Origin of the sequence: Paenibacillus faecis (assembly GCF_008084145.1) — a bacterium.
GTDB lineage: Bacteria > Bacillota > Bacilli > Paenibacillales > Paenibacillaceae > Fontibacillus > Fontibacillus faecis.
This window is the reverse complement of record NZ_VSDO01000003.1, coordinates 76,985-98,277: the sequence shown is the minus strand read 5'-3', so window position 1 is coordinate 98,277 and position 21,293 is coordinate 76,985. Positions and strand designations below refer to the sequence as shown.

Genomic DNA, 21,293 nt, shown 5'->3' with positions numbered 1-21,293 from the left:
AGCGCTAGATGCTTTATATCGACTTTTTAAAGTGGCCGTAAATTTGAGCCAGTATTTCTAGATCACTTCGATAATTGTCGTTAGTATTACTAATCTTAGTTTTATAGAAACTTTCACTTGAGCAAAACTCGTACACTTGTTCATATAATTGTTTATAGTCCGTACTTGTTCTTTTGTAGTATCCATTTATTGAAACCGTTGTTAGAAACAAAGTTTTTGCACAAAGTTGAAGGTACATTTCCCTATAAAGGCCGGGGTCCTTAGCGCAAATTTCTAGATCCCGAAAAATATGGGTAAACCCTTCGTGCTGCTCCAATCGACCTTTAATTGATGCATAATAGGGTATTACAACTTCGTCATCTATCTTTAACTTATCGAATTCACTCTTTTCAGCTTTTCCTTCGTTTACAAGAACAAGATCTGTACTCTCAACAAATCCATATTGGCACAACAATAACTCCCAATACATATGAGGATACCAGTAACAAACACTGTTATTTAGATTTTCTTTAATGTACTCGATTCCTCTATAATTTTTGAGAAGTTTATTATTTAGAATAATACCTGACATATAATTAGAAGATAACATAAAATTTATCAAGGCATCCCTTCCGGGATTCGCTACCAAATTTGATAAGTTGTATTGTGTGGTGGAGGAGGTCCTCATTACAGATATCGTATCATTTGAGATACATAATTTGTTCATAATGAAATGCAAATTATTCAGATTGATAAGATCCTCGTCACTTAACAATAATATAAACTTTCCACTTGCCAATTCGCAGACTTTGCAGCAGTTACTGGCGAATCCTTGATTCTCGTTAAAGGCAAAGTATTTTAATCTTGCGTCTTCAATTTCACTTATTTTATCATAGTATGCTTTTGTTTCATTTTGTGTCCCGTTATTAGATAAAATAATTTCTATTTCCTCATCGTATTGGGATTGCAGTAGATGAACTACATTTTCATACGCTCTTTTTCCTCTGTTGTAACTAGGAATACAAACGCTAAGCAAAACGCGGTTGCCCTTTCGATTATCCTTATGAATCCGGTTATCATGAATTTCATCCAAAATATATTGAGGCATTGAACTACTGTCAGATAAGTTGATTATATTTCTTGGGAGAAATAAATCAGAACTGGACATATATTGTCTGAAGCGATCAAGGGAATCAAATATCACAACATTAGAGATTATTGCACTATTTAATAATGCACCTTGTAAGCATGAGAGGGATTTTTCAATATCTTTTAGTACGACATAAGTTTTTTTACTTCTTTTTCTAGCGGAATTGTTATATGCCAATACAGTATTCCAATTCCAATCCCCTAGTAATAAATAGTCTGAAAAGGCATCCAAAGTCGGAAGAGATTGTACTTGCTTGTAGGTAAATAAAGTCACTTTATCTTGTAGAAGCTTCTGACTCTTATTATATAAATAGTATTCATTAGGGATACCATTGGGAAGGAGCCAGAATGGTAGATCATCGAAATGTATGATTTTTTCAATATCTATATAATTATTTTTATGTAAGAAATTAATATTGGCCTCATAAAGATTTCTAAATTCATTAAGGTTAGGCCTAACAAAAGCTTCTAAAATTACTTCTTCTATTTCATCTTTTGGGTGTCCGTATTCCTGGGCTTTCAATAGCATTTCAAAAAAAGAGTTGAATTGAGACCCACTGAACAGAAAATAAGCAAAAGAGATATAAACTTTAGCTTTATATTGACGATTAATATCTTTATATTCCTTACCTTCTATCTTTTCTAAAAGATTAACATACTCCGTGTATGCTTCATCAATCAATTGACTGTCTAACAGACTGTCTATTTTTTGTAGATCCTGATCGATTTGTATTGATAATTCTTTTTCTGTCATCTTCAATTCAGCACCTTTTTTAAGTAAATTATAGCATTAACTTTATCCAATTGAGAGATGTATAATTTTGTAATTTGACAATTCGTTAAAATTAAATTTATTATCTGATTTTGAATTATATGGAATATGCATCCTTCGGTAACTTTATAATGTCCCTTAAGTCCTGATTTAGATATACTGTATATAATGAGATAGGGTAAATTGAACTGCCAGTCAGCTGTTTTTTTATGACCAATTATCGGAACGGATTTCTAAAATTGCATAGGGTCAGAAGGAGTGCCGCAAAAGTGTTAAAACAACAGGGGAATATGGTCTTAGTTAAAAGTATTAATAGTCATGTAGTAATTACTAATGGACAGATGGCTTATGGCTATTTGTTACACAAGAAACAACCTGAAGATTTCTCCATCAATTATCACCTAGAAATTAATCATTCTGATTTTGCTACTCCGCTATATCTGGATATACGTGAAAAAGTTAGTTTGAACTCAGAAGACATTCAATTCTATTCAGAACTAGACAAGAAAGAGCTTGAGAAGATTTTAAGATTAGAGATTTTGTACAGTGTTGAAAATTACCATAACTTATTCCACTCAAATAAAAATAATAATGAGTCTACTACTATCGTCTATGGAGGCAGAGTCTACAATGCAGAAGAAATGAGAAGTCTTGTCGATTCCTCATTAGATTTTTGGCTTACAGCAGGAAGATACCATAAGCAGTTTGAAAAAGAATTTGCCGAGTATTTGGGAGTAAGATATGCTTTGTTAACAAATTCCGGATCCTCAGCTAATTTATTGGCTATTTCAGCCTTAACTTCCCCTAAATTAAAAGAGAAGCGCATCATGCCGGGGGATGAGGTTATTACTGTGGCGGCTGGCTTTCCCACCACAGTTGGTCCAATTGTTCAAAACAAAGCTATTCCAGTTTTTATTGATGTCGAGCTAGGAACATATAACATCATTGCGGAGCGTATCGAAGGAGCTATTACACCAAAGACAAAAGCGATTATGATTGCCCATACCATGGGTAACCCATTTGAACTGGATAAAGTCCTTGAAATTGCCAACAAATACGAGCTCTGGGTCGTTGAAGATAATTGTGACGCCTTAGGATCTACTTACAATGGAAAATTAACTGGCACCCACGGACATATTGGAACATCAAGTTTTTATCCTCCTCATCATATGACTATGGGGGAAGGGGGAGCTGTATATACCAATAATGCTCTGTTGAAAACTATAATTGAATCTTTCCGAGATTGGGGACGGGACTGTTGGTGCCCTTCGGGTTGTGACAATACGTGTGGTAAACGGTTTGGTTGGGAATTAGGGTCTCTGCCATACGGTTATGACCACAAGTACACCTATTCTCATATAGGATACAATTTGAGAGTTACAGATATGCAGGCTGCTATTGGAGTGGCACAGTTGAAGAAGGTCCCTGACTTTGTCCAAGCAAGAAAAAACAATTTCAATCGGTTATACCAGGGATTAAAAGATCTAGAGGATTACTTCATTTTACCTAGGGCAACTGCCAATGCGGATCCGAGTTGGTTTGGATTCATATTGACGGTTCGTGATGGGGCGAAGTTTACAAAGAACGAAATCGTTAATTTTCTTGAGGAAAACCGAATTCAGACACGTATGCTCTTTGCTGGAAATTTAATTCGTCAACCTGCATATCAAGGTGTTAACTATAGAGTGTATGGGGACTTAACGAATACGGATAAGATATTACATGATACATTCTTAGTGGGGGTTTATCCTGGTCTAACTAATGCCATGATTGATTATGTAATCGAAAAGATAAGAGAATTTGTTCTATCAAAAACTGCTAACTAGGAGGCCTTCGTAGTGAAAGTAGTTATTCTTGCGGGTGGATACGGAACTAGGATAAGTGAAGAGTCACATCTCAAGCCGAAACCTATGATTGAAATAGGCGAACGTCCGATATTGTGGCATATTATGAAGCATTATTCATTCTATGGATTTAATGATTTTATCATATGCTTAGGATACAAAGGTTACTATATTAAAGAGTATTTTGCTCATTATTTTTTACATGAGTCGGATGTAACATTTGACTTTCGAAATGATAATGAACTTATTACTCACAACCATACAGCGGAACCTTGGAAGGTAACTTTAGTGAATACCGGTTTAGATACCATGACCGGCGGCAGGGTGAAAAGAATTCAAAAATATGTAGGAAATGAGCCATTTATGCTTACTTATGGTGATGGGGTTTCGGACGTTAATTTAACGGAATTGGTTGAGAAGCATAAGCTTTATGGAAGACTTGCAACGGTAACTACGGTACAACCAAGCGGAAGATTTGGCGCACTTACAATTACTGCTAGCAATGAAGTTAAAGGCTTTCAGGAAAAACCCAAAGGAGACGGAGCCTGGATTAACGCTGGCTTCTTTGTTTTGCAACCGGAGGTCTTCAACTATATTTCTGATGATACTACTGTCTTCGAGAAAGATCCATTAGAAGGATTGGCAAAAAACGGTGAATTAATGAGTTATAAACACGAAGGGTTTTGGCAACCCATGGATACTATCAGAGACAAGAACCTCCTTGAAGAGTTATGGAAAATGGGGAGAGCTCCGTGGAAAACATGGGGTTTGGATGTGGTGACAAACAATGAGAAATAAAAACTTTTGGAAAGATAAGAAGGTATTTTTGACCGGGCACACCGGTTTCAAAGGGTCTTGGTTATCATTGTGGCTAACGCGGTTAGGTGCTAAGGTAACGGGCTATTCATTACCTCCTTCCACGACACCAAATTTATTCGAAACGTGTAAAATTGAATCGGTTATAGAAAAAAGTATAATTGGTGACATTAGGAACTTAGAGTTGTTAGAACAATCATTAAAGGAAGCTAGGCCTCAAATCGTTATTCATATGGCGGCTCAACCCCTTGTTACAGAGTCTTATATTAACCCGGTTGAGACCTATATGGTAAATGTTATGGGTACTGTTAACTTGCTGGAAGCGATTAGGAGAACGGATAATAATATAAAGGCTGTTATAAACGTGACAACAGATAAGTGCTATGAAAATAAAGAGTGGCACTGGGGATATCGCGAGAATGAACCGATGGGGGGGTATGATCCCTATTCAAGCAGTAAAGCTTGTTCGGAGCTAGTCACCTCCTCTTATCGAAACTCCTACTTTAATTCAGAAAATTATGAAAAGCATGGGGTAGCGATAGCCACTGCAAGGGCTGGTAATGTCATTGGAGGAGGGGACTGGTCTAATAACAGACTTGTACCAGATATTGTGAAGTCTCTATTAAACAATAGCCCCATTATTATCAGAAATCCCGACTCTATTAGACCCTGGCAGCATGTACTTGAACCGTTGGGTGGATACTTAGTGCTGGCAGAAAAGCTTTATCTCTACGGCTGCGAATATGCAGAACCTTGGAACTTTGGGCCGAAAGACGATGATGCTAGAACGGTTCAGTGGATTGTTGAAAGATTTTGCTCCAAATGGGGCAATGGGAAGGCAAGTTTCCAGATAAGGCGTGACAATCAGTTTCATGAAGCGCATTATTTGAAACTTGACTGGTCAAAAGCAAAGTATAAATTGGGATGGGCTCCTAAATGGTCACTGGAACAATCCATTGAAAAGATCATTGAGTGGAATTATGCGTACATGAATGAAAGAGATATGAGAGAAGTTTGTGAGAATCAAATTCTTGAATATATCAGCCGATAAATTAGAGGATTGGGACAATGAGAATTCTTGTAACTGGCGGAACAGGTTTCGTAGGAAGTCACCTTGTCAAAGGGTTGTTGGAGGATGATCATCACGTAATTATTATAAAAAGGAGTTTCTCCAACACCGATCGTATTTCTAACTATTTAGACAGAATAGTGTCGTATGATATCGATAAAACTACAATTAAAAGTGTGTTTGAAAATGAAAGTATCGATGTTGTAATCCACGCGGCAACATCTTATGGCAGTAGAGAGTCTTTAAGCGAACAAATAGAAAGTAATGTAGTTTTCCCTATGAAGTTATTGGAAAGTGCTCTTGAACATAAAATCAATGCATTTATAAATACCGATACCTTTTTCAATAAACCAGCTCATCGAAACTATAAGTATCTCGGTTCATATTCGAAAACAAAACGATATTTTTTAGAGTTGGTTCCCTTTTTTCAGAATAAAGAGGAGACAAAATTCATAAATGCACGTTTAGAGCATGTCTATGGACCGAATGATGGCCCCAATAAATTCACTACTCATGTGATTACGCAAATGTTGAATAATATACCATCTCTGGATCTGACTCTAGGGGAACAAAAAAGAGACTTTATATTTATAGATGATGTTACCTCTGCATATCGACTTGTGATAAAAAATTTACATATATTTTCAGATTGTTACAACGAGATAGAAATCGGAAGAGGAATGAGTGTATCAATAAGGCATTTTATTGAATCAGCCCATCTTTTAACAAACTCTAAAACCAAGCTGAAATTTGGTGCTTTACCGTATCGAGAATCGGAAATCATGGATTCATATGCAAATACATTAAAATTAAATGAGTTGGGTTGGAGTTGGAACGATGGGATTGATGACGGAATTAGAAAAATAATTAATCACCTAAATACTTGAATGATAATAGCTAAATTCCGACGAGACTTCCACCAAGTTGGCGTCTTCATGTTAGGTTTTTGTGTTTTAGTGCCTCAAATCCTATCATGCAAGGCGCTCCTTTTTTTATTCCTCCCTTCCTTCACTTTTATAATTAATTTCCTGTAATTTATAAAAAGGCATGATATCAAATTTCAATCACCCTTGTATCACAATGTTACATACTATGATATAATATATACAGGAAAATACAAATATGGGTGTAACATTGTTTTTCTCCGATTTTATGTCGAGAGGGGGCATCGGTTTTTATTGTATTTTAATGACGATAAAGAAATAATAGCGGTTTCAATTCATATTACTTAGGAGGAGAACTTATGAAAAAATTCAGTTTGATTTTATTTTCATTATTTCTAGTTATCAATACTAATTTTATAAGTCAGGCTAGTGCCGATACTCCCTATCCCGCTATTATGTTTGGTGGAAGTAACAGTAATAACGGGATAAATAAAAGTGGAAATATCAAAGGGAACTTTGAAAAGTTGGTCTTTCCATCCAGAATGTATAGTTATAATTATGTATATTCTGGATCAACTTTTTCGGGGGCTGACACTTATATGACAGCTTACATACACGATGAATCAAAGTCCTCGGTGAATTATGCTGGTAAAGTTCTTAAATCCACGGATGGAGTCAACTATAGAGAAGTTGCGGGGAACGCTGATCCATTAGTAGCAATAGCCTCCGATTATAACGGGACTATAGTAGCGGCTGGAGGGATGGTATATCCAGGAACGGATAGATACTACTCAGTAATTATGACATCTAAAGATAACGGGGAGACTTTCACCACAACTCATTCATCGAATCTTGATGTAACCGATATAAATCAGAAACCCACAATATTCGGTGGATCAATTACTAAAGTATATTATTTAAACAATACCTTTTTTACAATTGGAAATGCGGGGACTAATTTATATATGTTAAAGTCCGAGGACGGGGTTAATTGGCAGCAAGTAGGCACTCCGAAATATGGATTTATTAGTGGGCATAATGTAATTCCTGTTGGGATGGAATATAGTAATGGAAAATATGTAATAGCTCTTACAGATGGCCGAGATGGACATTCATGGGAATGGGTTGCAACATCGAGTGACGCGGTCAATTGGAAATCTATTAAAATTCCTGTTTCGACAATTTATGATAGTTTTACTTCTCTTGTGCTCGTCAATGACGAATTCGTCTTATACGGGAACAAATGGTACGGTAGCGGTGGATTCATTATGAAATCTATAGACGGTGAAACATGGAGTAGTCAACAATCTACTAACATAAAGGCTGATAATGTTGTGTATGATTCAAGTTCGAATTTATGTGTTGGATCATATGCTAACAACTTACTTTATTCCCTGGATGGGTTAACATGGACTACTTTAAAAAGTACTAGCGAAAGTATCAGGACTTTATCGTTGAATAATTAACATAGATCTTTAGTGGTTTCCAAGACTTTAGTTCCATATCCAGGGAATAAAAATAGGTGCTTCTTCTATCCGCGTTGTATTCTCTCGCAATCCCCTATGCTTTATATCAACCTTTAAAATCATAGTATTAAGGAGTATCTACAATCGACTCCATAATACTTGATTTTTATGATATTCACTTGGAGGCCAAGCTTATACTTCTTTTTAGGTGAAAGGGGGACGGGTCAGGTGAATAATGTTCCAACTCGTAAAAAATATTCCCTAAGTTGCCTTTGAAGTTTTATTTATTGAGAAAAACTGTTTCAAGTTTTGATGAAATGGGTATTTCTAACTTAGACCCGCCACCCACACCTGCTTACTAACTCCCTAAAGCGTCAATTCGACACAGGGTTACATTTATTAACAATAAAACCTTTTCCTTGGGAATTGACACTGGATAAGTTTGGGTGGTATAGTCAGAAATGTGGACTTGGTCACAGGGTCACACTCTTATTTGATAATGAAGGGAATGTTAGTGCATGCAAGGTAAAGTTAAATGGTTCAACGCAGAGAAGGGTTATGGTTTCATCGAGACTGAAGAAGGCGGCGACGTATTCGTACACTTCTCCGCAATTCAATCCGAAGGCTTCAAGACTTTGGAAGAAGGCCAATCCGTCGAGTTTGAAATTGTTGAAGGCGCTCGTGGACCGCAAGCCGCTAACGTAATCAAATTATAATCATCCGGCACAGCCGACCTACATATACGGTACGATGGTTAACAATTGAAGATTCGCTAGCTATCGACCCTAGGGGAACCTAGGGTCTTTATTTGTATACTCCACAGCGGCCATACTAAAACTCATCAACCCGGTAGTACGCATCCGCCTCCCCAACCCCTATTCATCAGTTCCAAAAGAATTCCCACCATTTTGAATTCCTTTCAAAGCTCGTTATCCAAGTTGCAGAATGACCAGAAACGCACTGCTCTTCCCGATGATCGTTGGTGATCACAGACATAACTCCGTTTCTCCACGAGTGTAAGTTTTATTTACCCGAATTGTAGCCCAGACTACAGAACCCGCCTCCGTAAAAGAAGTATGATTTTTTCCAGGAAGGAACTAAGATATCACGAAGAGCGGGAACTATAAGGGAGTCCCGGCAAGGAGAGCAAAGGGATGGCCAGAAAAATTTTGGTATTGGCAGAGTCCGGGATGGGCTTGTATCAATTCAGGAAAGAACTGTTGCAAAAGCTCATAGCCGAGAACGATGAAGTGTACATTTCGCTTCCTGAAGACGAATACACGGCCCGTTTGGTAGAGTTGGGCTGCAAGTTCATCCGTACGCGCATCGACCGCAGGGGAATCCATCTTTTAAGGGATGGGGGGCTGCTGCGCTTTTATATCCGCACGATCCGTGGCTTGAGGCCGGACGCCGTGTTGACTTATTCCGTGAAGCCGAACATTTACGGCGGGGTCGCCTGCCGGGTCACGAACACACCGTATTTGGCCAATATCACGGATCCGGGCGCTGTCTTGGAAAACAAGGGGGTGCTGCAAGTGACCCTGCTAAAGCTTTATAAGGTGGGCTTGAAAAATGCTTCCTGCATATTCTTTCAAAATGAATCGAACCGGCAGTACTTCTTAAACAAAGGGATTGTCCGCTCGAAGACCCGACTGTTGCCCGGTTCAGGGGTCAACCTGGAGGAGCATGGGGGCGAGGCGTATCCTCCCGACGGACTTATCCACTTTCTGTTCGTCGGCAGGATCATGAAAGCGAAGGGGGTCGGCGAGTTGCTGGAAGCGGCCAAACGGATCAAGCGCCAGCATCCTGACGTTCGGTTTCATCTCGTGGGCGGCATGGAGGAGAAGCATTTGGGCAGAAAGCTGGCGGAATACGAAAATTACGGGATTATCAAGTACCACGGCGAACAGAGGGATGTCCGTTCGTACATCAAAAATGCGCACGCGGTGATCCTGCCGTCTTATCACGAAGGCGCCTCCAATGTCCTGCTTGAAGCGGCGGCCACCTGCCGGCCCGTATTGGCCTCCCGGGTGACGGGATGCCGGGAAACGTTCGACGAGGGGATCAGCGGGCTCGGTTTTGAAGCCAAAAACGCGAACAGTTTAATGGATGCAATCCACCGGTTCATTGAATTGCCCTATGCGGAGAAGGAGTATATGGGACTCGCGGGGCGGGCCAAAATGGTCAAGGAATACGACCGGAGCGTCATAATCAATACTTATTTAGAGGAAATAGGGTCATTATTTTGAATCGGTAAGCCCGCCTGGCGTTGTCTTTCTTGGCTCGTCTATAATGGAGATAGCAGAATTAAAACAAATTACAATCGGCTGCTATTAAAAGTATAGACACCGGCCGAGTTATGGCCGTATTTACGAGGTGACCGACATGCAATTCCGCAAACTTTACAAATGGATTCCGGCCGTGATGATCATGATGCTGCTTTTCGTGTTTTCATCGCAGCCCTATCAGCAGCAGAGCCTTAAAACCGACATTGAAAAAAGCATTACACAACACTCCGTAAAGGAACGTCTAAGCGGCTTCTCGTTTACCTATGCGGGGCATGAAGTGAGTATACAAAGTTTGGGGATCGGGGGATTTATCGAATTTTTTATCCGTAAGGCCGCCCATTTCTCCATCTACGGACTATTGGGAATGTTCGTCCTCTATGCGCTGAATTCCGGGCGGAGGGGGCGAGACTTTACTCTGGCTGTGTTCATCTCCTTCCTTTATGCGTGCTCCGACGAGCTGCACCAGGCGTTTACCCCAGATCGCACCCCAATGGTTCAGGATGTCCTGCTGGATACTGCAGGGGCCGTCTGCGGCGCGCTGGTCCTGATTCTGTTTTGGCGATGGAGAACGGGGCGGAAGCTGGCGCATAAGCGAGGGAAGGGGCCGTTGGACAACGGAAGGAAAGAAGGAGGCCCGTCCCGGGCCTCCGAATCGCGTTAAGCGTGATCGTATGGATCACAAGATCGAACGGGGGAAGTGACCAAGAGAGCGTTTTACGTCCCGTTAACATTTTTTACTTTGGGCTGACATCTATGCTATAATGAAGGTGCAAAGCAAAGGAGGAGTGCCCAATGAATTATAGTATTCGTGGACAGCAGATTGAAGTGACTGAGGCCTTGAGAGAATACGTGGACAAGAAACTCAGCCGGCTTGACAAGTACTTTGATGCACCCCCTATCTCCGATGGAAACGTCACCTTGAGTGTCGTACGAGGCTTGCACGTGGTAGAGGTCACGATCCCTCTCACCGGAGCTGTGCTTCGCGCCGAGGACCGCAGCGATGACATGTACGCATCGATCGATGCCGTCGCGGACAAGCTGGAGCGGCAAATCCGCAAGCACAAAACCAAGATCAACCGCAAATTCCGCCAGGAAGGCAGCTTGAAGACCCTGTTCGTCGAGAACGGCAGCGACACCGTAGCCACGATGGAAGAGACGGACGAAGAGCTGGAACTGGTCCGCACCAAGCGGTTTAATCTGAAACCGATGGATGTGGAAGAGGCGATTTTGCAGATGAACATGGTGGGTCATAACTTCTTTGTTTTCACCAATATCGATACGCAGGAAATCAACGTCGTATACAAACGAAACGACGGCAAATACGGGCTGATCGAGAAGGCATAGCGCGTTATTGCCAAAGTGCCGGCTCAAGCCTGCAACCTCCGAATAATAAGGGTTGAACAGCCATTATAACGTATCCAAACATGACGATTGTTTGAATGTTCGTGGTAATTGTTTCAATTGAAGTCCAAGGAACGAGCCTTTATCCGCCTGCGGATAGGGCTCTTTATTCGTATAGAAGAGGGTTTGGCGGCATTTATGCCATGACGCCGCTTGTTGCGGCACGCTCTACAAACTGTTACAATTTAGGCAAATCATCTGTTTTTGCGTGAAAGGGGTAAACCATGCTGGGAATTATGAAAAAGATATTTGGCGACACGAACGAACGTGATGTCAAACGTCTTATGAAAACGGTAGATTATATCAATACATTGGAACCGCAATTTGAAGCTCTTTCGGATGAGCAACTGAAAGCGAAGACGACCGAGTTCCGGGAACGGATCGAGAAGGGCGAAACGCTGGATGAGCTCCTGCCGGAAGCTTTTGCCACAGTGAGAGAAGCTTCGAAGAGAACGCTGGGCATGCGCCACTTTGATGTGCAAATGGTCGGCGGGATGGCCTTGCACGAAGGAAGAATCGCCGAAATGAAAACCGGTGAAGGTAAAACCCTGGTCGGGACCCTGCCGGTTTATTTGAATGCGCTCTTGGGTCAAGGCGTTCATGTCGTAACCGTCAACGATTATTTGGCGCAGCGGGACAGCCAGCAAATGGGGCAAATTTATAACTTCCTCGGCATGACCGTCGGGGTTAACCTGAACGGGATGGAACATCACGAGAAACAGGAAGCTTACGCTTGCGATATCACTTACGGCACGAATAACGAATTCGGGTTTGACTACCTTCGCGACAATATGGTGCTGTACAAGGAACAGATGGTACAACGCCCGCTCTATTTCTGTATCATTGACGAAGTCGATTCCATTCTTATCGATGAAGCCCGGACGCCGCTGATCATTTCGGGACAAGCTCAGAAATCGACCGAGCTCTACTATGCGGCGGACCGTTTTGTGAAACGGCTGGAGCCGGAAGAAGACTATACCGTGGATATCAAGGTGAAGGCCGTAGCCCTGACCGAAAAAGGGGTGGCCAAAGCCGAGAAGGCGTTCGGCATCGACAACCTGTACGATCCTAACCATATCACGCTGAACCATCACGTGGTGCAGGCGCTTAAAGCGAACGTGATCATGCGCCGCGACGTGGACTACGTGGTCACCGAAGACGAAGTCCTGATCGTCGACGAATTTACGGGGCGCATCATGCAGGGCCGCCGTTACAGCGACGGTCTGCATCAGGCGATCGAAGCGAAGGAAGGCATCGAGGTTCAGAACGAGAGCATGACACTGGCCACGATCACGTTCCAGAACTACTTCCGGATGTACCGCAAGCTGGCCGGGATGACCGGTACGGCGAAAACGGAGGAAGAAGAGTTCAAGAAAATCTACGGCCTGGAAGTTCTGCAGGTGCCGACAAACCGGCCGAACCGTCGTCAGGATATGCCGGACGTGGTATACAAGAGCGTGGACGGCAAGTTCAAAGCGGTGGTCGACGAAATCGTCAACCGGCATAAGAACAACCAGCCGGTGCTCGTCGGTACGGTTTCGATCGAGAACTCCGAGCGGATTGCGGAAATGCTGAAGCGCAAAGGCGTCAAGCATAAAGTCCTGAACGCGAAGTACCATGCCGAGGAAGCCGAAATCATTTCCCGCGCCGGTGAGGCGGGAGCCGTGACCATCGCCACCAACATGGCGGGCCGCGGTACGGACATCCTGCTGGGCGAAGGCGTGGCCGAGCTGGGCGGACTGCACATCATCGGGACCGAGCGGCATGAATCCCGCCGGATCGATAACCAGCTGCGCGGCCGGGCGGGACGTCAGGGTGACCCGGGGTCGACCCAGTTCTACCTGTCCCTGGGCGACGAGCTGATGAAGCGGTTCGGGGCGGACAACGTGCTGAACATGATGGACCGCCTAGGCTTCGAAGAAGATCAGCCGATCGAGAGCAAAATGATTACGCGCGCGATCGAATCCGCCCAAAAACGGGTGGAAGGCAACAACTTCGATGTACGTAAAGTCGTATTGCAGTACGACGACGTCATGAACCAACAGCGGGAGATCATTTACAAACAGCGCCGCGAGCTGCTGGAATCCGAGAACATCAAGCCGCTGATCATCGATATGATCAAGCCGGTCATTGAACGCGTCGTTCAAGCGCACACGGCGGATGAAATTCCGGAAAACTGGGAACTGCAAGAGGTTGCGGATTATGTGAACAGCAAGCTGCTGGAAGAAGGCGCACTGACGAAAGACGATTTGTGGGGTAAAGAGCCGGACGAGATGATCGAGTTCATTTTTGAACGCGTCATGCAGAAATACGATGCCCGCGAAGAAGCGCTGGGATCGGAAATGGTCCGTGAGTTCGAGAAGGTTATCGCCCTTCGTTCCGTCGACAGCAAATGGATGGACCATATCGACGCCATGGATCAGCTGCGTCAAGGGATTCATCTTCGCGCCTACGGCGGTACGGATCCGCTTCGCGAATACCAGTTCGAAGGCTACGAGATGTTCAACCAGATGGTTGCCAGCATCCAGGAGGAAGTGGCCACGTACATTATGAAGGCGCAAGTGGAGAGCAATCAGGAGCGTCAGGCGGTCGTGGACGAAGACAAAATCTCTACCAGCGGCGAGCCGGCCGAGAAACGTCCGGTACAGCGCGGAGATCAAATCGGACGCAACGATCTTTGCCCATGCGGCAGCGGCAAGAAGTACAAACACTGCCACGGACAGAACGCTTAAGGAGCAGAACGGGCTCGGGTAGTTTAAGGATAAAGCGGGGGGCCGTCCGTCGGATGGCATCCCCGTTTCTGCTTGCATATTATGTGATGACGAAAGGTGGAGTTCCAGCATGATCGATCCTAACGTGAAACAGGACATGCGTGAAATAACCAAGAAATTATCCAATCTTAGGGGGTCTCTTTGACTTAGACCTCAAACAGGAAATGATCGCGAACTTTGAGGAAAAGATGGCCGCCCCCGATTTCTGGGACGACAACGACAAGGCGCAGAGCGTCATTGCGGAACTGAACGCCGTCAAGTCTTCCGTCGACCAGTATACCGCTCTTCAGCAGGAGTATGACGATGCCGAAATGATGGCGGAGTTGGCCGAGGAGGAAGGCGACGAGTCGCTGGCGGAAGAAATCGCCGCCTCGGTGGCGTCGCTATTGAAGAAGCTGGAGGATTTCGAGCTTCAGTTGCTGCTCAGCCAGCCGTACGACAAAATGAACGCCATCTTGGAGCTTCACCCGGGCGCCGGAGGTACCGAATCCCAGGATTGGGGCCAAATGCTGCTGCGGATGTATACGCGGTGGGCGGAAAAACGCGGCTTCAAAGTGGAGACGCTGGATTACCTGCCCGGCGACGAAGCCGGAATCAAGAGCGTAACCCTGCTGATCAAGGGGTATAACGCTTACGGCTACCTGAAGGCGGAAAAAGGCGTCCATCGGCTCGTCCGCATCTCGCCGTTCGACTCCTCCGGCCGCAGACATACCTCGTTCGTCTCCTGCGACGTCGTGCCGGAAATTACGGACGACATCGAAATCGAGATCCGCACGGAGGATCTGAAAATCGATACGTACCGGGCCAGCGGCGCCGGCGGTCAGCACATCAATACGACCGACTCGGCCGTGCGGATCACGCACTTGCCAACCGGGGTGGTTGTGACGTGCCAGAATGAACGCTCGCAGATCAAGAACAGGGAGCGCGCGATGACGATGCTCCGCTCCAAGCTGTACGAACGGAAACTGGAAGAACAACAGAAGGAGCTGGACGAAATCCGCGGCGAGCAATCCGATATCGCGTGGGGCAGCCAGATCCGCTCTTATGTATTCCACCCGTACAGCATGGTCAAGGACCATCGTACTTCCGTGGAGACCGGGAATGTCGGGGCCGTGATGGACGGCGATTTGGATGCGTTCATCGACGGATACCTGCGGAGCCAGATCAAAACCGAGGCGAACTAAGCCGGAGGTTTACCGAGAGATAAATCGATTTCCTACACCAAGGCAAAGCCTATGTGCCGGAAGAGAAGCGGGAGCCCGCTGCTCGCGGCGGCAGGGCGGATTGCCGGGGGTGTAGGAATTTTTTTGGATAAGTGAGGAGGGGCAGGGGTGCCGCCAAAAACCCGCAAACGCAGATTCAATGAATATATTCCCGTCACCGGTCCGGTAAGGCATACGATCGATACATTGATGATTATTATCGGTTCGTTCATTACCGCACTGGCCTTTAACCTGTTTCTCGTACCGAACCATATCGCTTCGGGCGGAGTGTCCGGTTTGTCGGTCATCGCCCAGTCGCTGTTCGGCATCGAGCCGGCTTATACGCAGTGGGCTTTGAACATCCCGCTGTTTATCGCGGGTTTCCTGCTGCTGGGGCGCGACTATGCGATCCGCTCCCTGCTCGGAACGGTGGTCCTGCCGCTGTTTGTGTTTATTACGCGCGATTTCCCCGTTCCGACCACCGACCCGCTGCTGGCTTCCCTCTACGGCGGAATCGGCGTCGGTCTGGGACTCGGCATCGTGTTCCGCGGCCGCGGTTCGACAGGCGGGCTGTCCACCCTGGCCCAAATCATTCAAAAATACAGCGGCCTCAGCCTGTCGGTCTGCGTCGTCCTGATGGACGGAACGGTGATTGCGCTGGCCGGTTTTATCCTTTCTCCGGAAAAGGCGCTGTACGCCTTGATCGGTCTTTACATCACCGGCAAGATTATCGATTCCATCGAATTGGGCTTCAATTACACCAAAGTGGCTTATATTATCGCGGAAAATACCGAAGCCATCTCCGAGGCGGTCCTGTCGGAGCTGGACCGGGGGCTGACGAAGCTGAGCGCCCGCGGCGGTTACACGGGGGATGACCGGACCGTGCTGATGGTCGTCGTCGGCCAGAGCGAGGTGACGCGGCTCAAAACGCTCGTCCAAAAGCTGGAGCCAACGGCGTTTGTTATTATTACCAACGCCCACGAAGTGTTGGGCGAGGGATTCAAGCGCACGGAGCAGGGGTAGAGAGCTGTGAGGCAGGGGCCTTGGCCGGCGGCTTGGCGGCTAAAGCTGCGAGCCAAGGCTGCAGGGCAGCCGCAGCGGCGGAGTGCCGTAGAAGGCGCAGCCACCAGACTGCCGCAGAAGCCGGCAGAAGCTGGGGGGCAGAAGCCGTGGCCAGCAGATGCTGCAGCTGTCAGAGATGCCGCTCGGACAGCCGCAGATACTGGCAGAAGGCGCAGCTGCCAGGGCCGGACTGTGGCAGGCGCTGCTCAGACTGACTGCCGTTGCAATTGGTGGATGCCGGCCGCCAGAGAAGCTGCTAGAACTGCTGCAGATACCGGCAGAAGGCGTAGCGGCCGCAAGCCGGACTGTGGCAGGCGCTGCTCGGACTGACTGCCGCTGCAACCGGTGGATGCGCAACTGCCAGAGCGTCGAAACTAACAAAAAGATGCAGAAGTGCAGGAATTTCACGGGGCTTTTGCCGGTCTTCAAGCAAAAAGATGCGATAGTGCAGGAATTTTTGGAAGATTCGCGATATGGGCACTTTTCTGACGAAAATCCCTGCACTTTTGCAGGAATTTTATAATTCGGGCTCCAAACGACGAAAAATTCCTGCAGATTTGCAGGAATTTTGGTTTGCGATATGGACGCGCGCTTTCGGTTTGGGCCGAAACAGCGTCCCCGAATCAAATGCCGCAACCGCCTCAAAAAGGCGGAGTGGCGTGGGGATGCGGCGCCGGGTTTGATGCAACCTAGTGCGGGTTAAAAGGAATTTTCCTTTCAAACCCGCACCTTTTTTCTAATTACAGCAAGATTTCCTCCGTATTCGCCCCGTTAAAGGAATAGGCGTCATAGAAGTCCGTTACGATCCACTGTCTCTGCTCCAAATAGGTCAGCTCCAGCGTCTGTTTGATGCTGGTATCTTCGGTCGTTTTGGACGAAGGGTCGACCGAAAGGTGGACGGATTCGGTTAAATCGACCATCATGTTAACCGTAGCTTTATACTCCCCGCCCCAGTCCGACAGCTTGATGCTGTCCATATCAAACGCGATCTTATTCACTTTTCCGTTGTAAACGGCTTTTTGTGCTTTCAGTTCCTGGATCAACGTGTCAATAGACTGTTTGACCGGTTCCGACATATGAGCCGCCTTGGAGGTGTCCTGTGTATTTAGGGCCGTGATCATCTCTTGAAAAAACGTCTTTGCGGCGGTCTGAACGGTGGTCCGGAACGCCTCGTTTTCCGGTTCGAGCTCTACCCGGATGTAAGTGTTCTTGATGGGGAGCTTTTCACTTTGTACGACGCCCCAAGGATACTCTTTCTGTCCATACACCTCGCTGCTTCCGTCCAGCAGGAGCGGGCCGATATCTTCGAAACTGCCGGTGGTCAATCCGGTATCCTTGCCATCGATGAAAATAGCGACATCCCGTTCATCGGACGCCACGTTAATATAGCTGCCTTCCAGGTCCAGGTCGACCTCATAATATTTGAGCGCATCGCCGAAGGTAACGGTCTCCTTCGTTTCGAGCGTCGCATACTTGCCAACGTATTTGGCCGTCATGTCATGGGTGCCCGGCATAAGGGGGCCGAGTTCCTCGCCGAAATACTCGTCGTCGGAAGTTGCGATTGCCTTGCCGTCGACCGAAATTTCGGTTCCCTCGTAGGTCGTGTCGACATAGGGATAAATAGGCGTCACGACTAGGGAATAATGATCGAACAGCCACAGCGCTTTCCCCGACTTCTTCACTTGAATGATGCTGTTGCCAAGTCCCTCAGAGGCGGTAAACTCCTCCTTGCCCTTGTCAGACTTGTCAGCCTTGTTAGCCTTTTTGGCCCTCGCCACTTGATCCCGCAGTTCTTCCACCAGGAAGGCGCGGGCAAACTCGTCTTTATTGAGGTAATTCAGAAGCGGCAGGGCGGTATCTTTGTTGACGATCAACGCTTTGTCCCCCGGCTGAAGCAGGGAGGCGAGCGCAGCGGCGTCGCCCTTTTTGACGACTTGTTCGAACCGGGACACGATCCGGTTGCCATCGGTAAAATAGGCGCCCGCGGAATACAAACCGCCGAGCACAAGCAGGAGTGCCAGGAAGCCATAAGCTGCCCACTTGTGCTGCCTCAACCAAGAGATGCCCGAGGGCGCCGCTTGGTTCTGGAGGTTCACAGCTTCCGTTCCGGCGGGTTCGGCGGCGGGAACCGCCTCCGCCAGGTCAGGGTCTTCCACCAAAGTACCGCATTCATGACAAAATCGCGACTCCGCTTCAAGCTTTACGCCGCATTCACTACAGTAGTTCACCATAAACGAATTCCCTCCGAAATTCCGTTATAGGATGCCGCCCATAAACGCGTTACTCCCGAAGTCGGCAAACTTGAAGAGGATATAGCCGAACGCGATGCAGGCGACGACGGCGCCGTACAGCGGATCCAAACCGCCGGCCGATGCTTTGCGGCTGCCCAGAAGGGCCGCCGTAATCGCCGTGAAGATGAACGTCAGGGCGACCAGAAAAAAGAACAGCGGCACGTTTGGATTGAGTTCCAGAATCACGCTGACAATACACAGCACCAGGGAAGCGGTCGCCGGAACGAGCAGGGTCCCGAGCTTGGTGGTGACGGACATATAGTCGCTGGCGACACGCGCCAGTCGGATGAGTCCAAACACGATCCCGCTGGTCAGAAGCAGGGCGATCAGAATTAGCAGAAACGGTTTGATCACGCCGCGGAAAAACGGGAGATGAAAATAAGCGTTCTGCAGGCTCGTAAAATAGAACACGAGCGGAAGCAGCAGCGAGGTAAGGACGATCGTCAGCATCCCGTTGGTAAAATGGGACTTGTCCAGTTTAACGGCCGTGTCGAACGGATTCTTCAACGCCTTCAAATAATAGGCGAAATACTGTTTGCTGATCACCGTTCCCTGTTGGACGACCTGGCTCTTTTTCACCTGTTCCCAGCCCTTGGCCATCGACGGCAGCGCGGGAATGTCCGAAGAATCGGACGGGGCGGCCCGATGTCCTCCGGGAGCCGGCTCCCCGTGAGTTGTCGGGTTCACGTTCGGTGCCGGATTCGCGCCGAAAGCGGGGGAAGGTTGAGTAGCCGATTCCTTTGGAGCGTTTGGAGCGGCTGTCTCCGGTTCCCGGTCAGGGTTGTCCAAGCCGGATGCGGCAGAAGAAGCGGACGGGAACGTAAAGGTGACGGCACCCCCGGTCTCCGAGGCGGCCGCCGACTGAGGTTCCGCGGACGGCCCCGGTTCCTTCGCCAGGGGACTTCCGCATTTCACGCAAAATTTTCCCTTTTCATAAATTTGACCACATTGCATACAAATCATATGTATTTCTACCTCCTCAAGGTATAACAGGCACTTAATTCAGGATAGTGGCAAGGCGCAAAGAATACAAACCAAAAAATGGAAGTGTCATGAAAAAGGCTGACATGTCATGAAAATTTATCGTTGTATATATATAAATATGAATGTATAATAATACGTACTTACGAATAAAGGGATACATTCCGATTCCGATATTCCAAGCGTCCTTGGGAGGAGAAAGAGAGGCGGAAGGTGAGCATGGAGAAAATTAAAGTTGCCATTGTCGGTTCCACGGGGTATGGCGGTGTGGAACTGATTCGTTTTTTATTGGGACATCCGCGGGTGGAAATCGCTTCGGTCATCTCCGCATCAAGCGCGGGAGCGCCGATCACGGAAGGGTTTCCGCATCTGTCCAACCTCGTTACCCGGCCTTTGGACGGTGTCGATCCGCGCGAAATCGCCGAAAAAGCCGACGTGGTGTTCACCGCCACTCCTTCCGGCGTAAGCGGGAAACTGGTTCCGCAGCTGTTGGCCGCCGGGCTTAGGGTAATCGATCTGTCGGGCGACTTCCGGATCAAGGATGGTGCGGTATACGAGACATGGTATAAACATGAGGCCCCCGAAGCGGGGCTGCTGGAAAAAGCGGTCTACGGCCTGTCCGAAGTCAATGGGGCCCAGGTCAAAGGGGCGGAGTTGATCTCCAATCCCGGCTGTTATCCCACAGCCACGCTGTTGGGCTTGATACCGGTTCTGCGCGAGGGCTGGATCGATCCCGGCTCGATCATTATCGACGCCAAGTCGGGCGTTTCCGGCGCGGGGCGGGGCACCAGCCTGATAACGCATTACGCGGAAATCAACGAGAATCTGAAAGTGTATAAAGTCAACAAGCATCAGCATATTCCGGAGATTGAACAATGCCTGTCGGAGGTGGCGGGAGAAGCGGTGACCGTGACGTTCACCACCCATCTGACACCGATGACCCGGGGCATCATGAGTACGATATACGCCGGTTTAAAAGGAACTTATACCGAGGAAAATCTCGTCGAACTATATCGTCAATATTACGAAGGAAAGCCGTTCGTCCGCATCAGGGAATCCGGGAAGTGGCCGGCGACCAAAGAGGTGTTCGGTTCCAACTATTGCGATATCGGCTTCGCCGCCGACCCGCGCACCGGGCGTTTGACGATCATCTCGGTCATCGATAATGTCGTCAAAGGAGCCGCCGGGCAGGCGATCCAAAATCTGAACCTGATGATGGGCTGGGACGAGACATTGGGCCTTCAGCTCAGTCCGGTGTATCCGTAAATCGCTCTATAAAACGTTTCATATAAAAAAGATTGAGGTGGCAATACGAAAG

The 21,293-nt window shown here is 46.9% G+C and carries 17 protein-coding genes; 14 read left to right on the top strand and 3 right to left on the bottom strand.

Annotated features, from left to right (window positions below):
- Positions 1 to 13: 13 nt before the first annotated feature.
- Positions 14 to 1,882, bottom strand: coding sequence for a glycosyltransferase (locus FRY98_RS13985; protein WP_148452886.1), 1,869 nt, complete (start codon positions 1,880 to 1,882; stop codon positions 14 to 16).
- A 287-nt stretch (positions 1,883 to 2,169) separates the two neighbouring features.
- On the opposite strand from FRY98_RS13985, the gene rfbH reads away from it, so the two are divergent.
- From rfbH to FRY98_RS13920, 13 genes are all read left to right on the top strand, one after another.
- Positions 2,170 to 3,726 carry a lipopolysaccharide biosynthesis protein RfbH gene (gene rfbH / locus FRY98_RS13980; RefSeq protein ID WP_225039313.1) on the top strand — a complete coding sequence of 519 codons (1,557 nt, stop codon included), beginning with the start codon at positions 2,170 to 2,172 and terminating at the stop codon, positions 3,724 to 3,726.
- A gap of 12 nt (positions 3,727 to 3,738) precedes the next feature.
- Positions 3,739 to 4,542, top strand: coding sequence for a glucose-1-phosphate cytidylyltransferase (rfbF, locus tag FRY98_RS13975; protein WP_148452884.1), 804 nt, complete (start codon positions 3,739 to 3,741; stop codon positions 4,540 to 4,542).
- The gene (gene rfbG / locus FRY98_RS13970; RefSeq protein ID WP_148452882.1) at positions 4,532 to 5,611 is read left to right on the top strand and encodes a CDP-glucose 4,6-dehydratase; all 1,080 of its coding nucleotides are present in this window, start codon (positions 4,532 to 4,534) and stop codon (positions 5,609 to 5,611) included. The genes rfbF and rfbG overlap by 11 nt, the downstream gene beginning before the upstream one ends.
- 17 nt (positions 5,612 to 5,628) lie before the next feature.
- Entirely contained in the window at positions 5,629 to 6,516 is an 888-nt protein-coding gene (locus tag FRY98_RS13965) for an NAD-dependent epimerase/dehydratase family protein (RefSeq protein ID WP_148452880.1), read from the top strand.
- Positions 6,517 to 6,872: 356 nt separating this feature from the next.
- On the top strand, positions 6,873 to 7,979 hold the full coding sequence (locus tag FRY98_RS13960; RefSeq protein ID WP_148452878.1) for a hypothetical protein: 1,107 nt from the start codon (positions 6,873 to 6,875) through the stop codon (positions 7,977 to 7,979).
- Positions 7,980 to 8,497: 518 nt separating this feature from the next.
- Positions 8,498 to 8,695, top strand: coding sequence for a cold-shock protein (locus FRY98_RS13955; RefSeq protein ID WP_007132290.1), 198 nt, complete (start codon positions 8,498 to 8,500; stop codon positions 8,693 to 8,695).
- Between the two features lie 438 nt (positions 8,696 to 9,133).
- Positions 9,134 to 10,228, top strand: coding sequence for a glycosyltransferase family 4 protein (locus FRY98_RS13950; protein WP_148452876.1), 1,095 nt, complete (start codon positions 9,134 to 9,136; stop codon positions 10,226 to 10,228).
- Between the two features lie 136 nt (positions 10,229 to 10,364).
- Entirely contained in the window at positions 10,365 to 10,928 is a 564-nt protein-coding gene (locus FRY98_RS13945) for a VanZ family protein (RefSeq protein WP_148452874.1), read from the top strand.
- Positions 10,929 to 11,059: 131 nt separating this feature from the next.
- Positions 11,060 to 11,611 (top strand): ribosome hibernation-promoting factor, HPF/YfiA family, encoded by a 552-nt coding sequence (hpf, locus tag FRY98_RS13940; protein ID WP_148452872.1) that lies wholly within the window; start codon positions 11,060 to 11,062, stop codon positions 11,609 to 11,611.
- Positions 11,612 to 11,892: 281 nt separating this feature from the next.
- A complete protein-coding gene (gene secA, locus FRY98_RS13935; RefSeq protein WP_148452871.1) occupies positions 11,893 to 14,400 on the top strand; it encodes a preprotein translocase subunit SecA in 2,508 nt (835 codons plus the stop codon).
- 109 nt (positions 14,401 to 14,509) lie between these two features.
- Positions 14,510 to 15,623 (top strand): peptide chain release factor 2 gene (gene prfB, locus FRY98_RS13930; RefSeq protein WP_148452869.1). Its coding sequence is split into 2 segments (ribosomal slippage): positions 14,510 to 14,581 and positions 14,583 to 15,623, totalling 1,113 coding nucleotides; the frame shifts between segments, so codons are not numbered across the junction.
- A 147-nt stretch (positions 15,624 to 15,770) separates the two neighbouring features.
- Positions 15,771 to 16,664: a YitT family protein gene (locus FRY98_RS13925; RefSeq protein WP_211373303.1), complete on the top strand. Its 894-nt coding sequence runs from the start codon at positions 15,771 to 15,773 to the stop codon at positions 16,662 to 16,664.
- 157 nt (positions 16,665 to 16,821) lie between these two features.
- A complete protein-coding gene (locus FRY98_RS13920; protein WP_148452867.1) occupies positions 16,822 to 17,226 on the top strand; it encodes a hypothetical protein in 405 nt (134 codons plus the stop codon).
- Positions 17,227 to 17,443: 217 nt separating this feature from the next.
- Here FRY98_RS13920 and FRY98_RS13915 read toward each other — a convergent pair whose 3' ends face one another.
- Together FRY98_RS13915 and FRY98_RS13910 are read right to left on the bottom strand one after the other, a co-directional pair.
- Positions 17,444 to 18,934 (bottom strand): zinc ribbon domain-containing protein, encoded by a 1,491-nt coding sequence (locus tag FRY98_RS13915; RefSeq protein WP_148452865.1) that lies wholly within the window; start codon positions 18,932 to 18,934, stop codon positions 17,444 to 17,446.
- A gap of 24 nt (positions 18,935 to 18,958) precedes the next feature.
- Positions 18,959 to 19,909 carry a hypothetical protein gene (locus tag FRY98_RS13910; protein WP_148452863.1) on the bottom strand — a complete coding sequence of 317 codons (951 nt, stop codon included), beginning with the start codon at positions 19,907 to 19,909 and terminating at the stop codon, positions 18,959 to 18,961.
- A gap of 285 nt (positions 19,910 to 20,194) precedes the next feature.
- Here FRY98_RS13910 and argC point away from each other — a divergent pair, with 285 nt between their 5' ends.
- On the top strand, positions 20,195 to 21,241 hold the full coding sequence (gene argC / locus FRY98_RS13905) for an N-acetyl-gamma-glutamyl-phosphate reductase (RefSeq protein WP_148452861.1): 1,047 nt from the start codon (positions 20,195 to 20,197) through the stop codon (positions 21,239 to 21,241).
- Positions 21,242 to 21,293: the final 52 nt, after the last annotated feature.

Bases quoted from the DNA above. Each gene is read 5' to 3' on its own strand.
- argC (WP_148452861.1), top strand. From the start codon at position 20,195: ATGGAGAAAATTAAAGTTGCCATTGTCGGTTCCACGGGGTATGGCGGT.
- hpf (WP_148452872.1), top strand. From the start codon at position 11,060: ATGAATTATAGTATTCGTGGACAGCAGATTGAAGTGACTGAGGCCTTG.
- secA (WP_148452871.1), top strand. From the start codon at position 11,893: ATGCTGGGAATTATGAAAAAGATATTTGGCGACACGAACGAACGTGAT.
- FRY98_RS13950 (WP_148452876.1), top strand. From the start codon at position 9,134: ATGGCCAGAAAAATTTTGGTATTGGCAGAGTCCGGGATGGGCTTGTAT.
- FRY98_RS13915 (WP_148452865.1), bottom strand. From the start codon at position 18,934: ATGGTGAACTACTGTAGTGAATGCGGCGTAAAGCTTGAAGCGGAGTCG.
- FRY98_RS13945 (WP_148452874.1), top strand. From the start codon at position 10,365: ATGCAATTCCGCAAACTTTACAAATGGATTCCGGCCGTGATGATCATG.
- FRY98_RS13965 (WP_148452880.1), top strand. From the start codon at position 5,629: ATGAGAATTCTTGTAACTGGCGGAACAGGTTTCGTAGGAAGTCACCTT.
- FRY98_RS13985 (WP_148452886.1), bottom strand. From the start codon at position 1,882: ATGACAGAAAAAGAATTATCAATACAAATCGATCAGGATCTACAAAAA.
- rfbG (WP_148452882.1), top strand. From the start codon at position 4,532: ATGAGAAATAAAAACTTTTGGAAAGATAAGAAGGTATTTTTGACCGGG.
- FRY98_RS13920 (WP_148452867.1), top strand. From the start codon at position 16,822: ATGCTGCAGCTGTCAGAGATGCCGCTCGGACAGCCGCAGATACTGGCA.
- FRY98_RS13955 (WP_007132290.1), top strand. From the start codon at position 8,498: ATGCAAGGTAAAGTTAAATGGTTCAACGCAGAGAAGGGTTATGGTTTC.
- FRY98_RS13960 (WP_148452878.1), top strand. From the start codon at position 6,873: ATGAAAAAATTCAGTTTGATTTTATTTTCATTATTTCTAGTTATCAAT.